Below are 1,473 nucleotides of genomic sequence, written 5' to 3'. Positions count from 1 at the left end.
AATAATCGGCGATAGCGGTAAATGGATATTCTTTGCAGGCGTATCTGTTGACTAAGAAAGGCAATCATTAAAAAATAATATTGCTGGAACGAAAAAGCCCTATGCGGGTAGCGACAAGAAACTGTTTTATACATTAGTATATAAGCATTAAGCTATCCCAAATAACGCATAGGGAGTGAAAATTGAACGGCAATATAATAGTTTCATTACAAAATATCAATGTTTCTTACGGCGAAAATTCCATTTTGGAAAATCTTAATTTGGAAATAAAAGATAAAGAATTTATAACTCTTTTGGGACCTTCGGGCTGCGGAAAAACTACGATTTTAAGAACGATTGCGGGGTTCATTAAACCCGATTCTGGAAAAGTTTTTTTTGACGGAAAAGTTATAAACGATATGCCCGCTTATAAAAGAGAAGTGAATACGGTTTTTCAAAGATACGCTTTATTTCCTCATTTAAATGTTTTTGAAAATATAGCTTTCGGACTCAATCTAAAAAAAGTAAATAAATCGGAAATAAAAGAGAGAGTTCATCAAATGCTTAAAATGGTTAATTTGGAAAATTACGGAGGAAGAAATATAAATAATCTTTCTGGCGGACAACAGCAGAGAGTCGCAATCGCAAGAGCTTTGATAAATAAGCCGAGAGTTCTTTTGCTTGACGAACCTTTGGGAGCTTTGGATTTGAAATTAAGAAAAGAGATGCAAATAGAATTAAAAAAAATTCAGCAGTCTTTGGAAATAACTTTCGTTTACGTTACTCATGACCAAGAAGAGGCGCTTACCATGAGCGATACGGTTGCGGTTATGAAGGATGGAGATATTCTTCAAATAGGAACTCCGCAGGATATTTACAACGAGCCTAAAAACGCTTTTATTGCGGACTTTATTGGAGAGAGCAATATAATAGACGGAATAATGCATGCCGATTATTTGGTTGAATTTGCGGGCTATATTTTCGATTGCGTTGATAAAGGATTTGAAAGTTTGGAAAAAGTCGATGTAGTTATTCGCCCAGAGGATATAATAGTCACTTCGCCCGAGAATGCCAATATATCGGGTTTGGTTGAATCCGCGATATTTAAAGGCGTGCATTATGAAATGATATTGGACGCTCACGGTTATAAATGGATAATTCATTCTACGGAAAAATGGGAAGAGGGAAGCGAAATAGGAATAGATATTGCAAAAGAAAATATTCATATTATGAAAAGAGAAGTCGAGGAGGTTTTGATATAATGAAAGAAAAAATTCCAGCGATGCCTTATATAATTTGGACTTTGATTTTTACTTTGATTCCTCTAATTTTAGTTATATATTTTGCGTTTACGAATCAAAACGGAGATTTTACCGTAAATAATTTTGCAAGCGTCTCTTCGTTTGCTCCCGTTATAATGCGTTCGATTATACTCGCTTTAATATCGACTTTAATTTGTTTAATTTTAGCTTATCCTTTGTCTTATTATATTTC

The 1,473-nt window shown here is 34.1% G+C and carries 1 protein-coding gene and 1 pseudogene; both read left to right on the top strand.

The features are described from left to right. The first annotated feature begins 182 nt into the window (after nt 1–182). Complete coding sequence (locus EZH24_RS11750; RefSeq protein WP_137999268.1) at nt 183–1,241, top strand: ABC transporter ATP-binding protein; 1,059 nt, start codon at nt 183–185, stop codon at nt 1,239–1,241. Beyond that, nucleotides 1,241–1,473: pseudogene (locus EZH24_RS11745) on the top strand (ABC transporter permease); the annotation flags it as partial. The gene EZH24_RS11750 and the pseudogene EZH24_RS11745, both read left to right, overlap by 1 nt.

Origin of the sequence: Brachyspira catarrhinii (genome assembly GCF_005518285.1) — a bacterium.
Taxonomy (GTDB): domain Bacteria; phylum Spirochaetota; class Brachyspiria; order Brachyspirales; family Brachyspiraceae; genus Brachyspira; species Brachyspira catarrhinii.
Note: the sequence above shows the minus strand (reverse complement) of the source record. Positions and strands in the feature narration are given on the sequence as shown.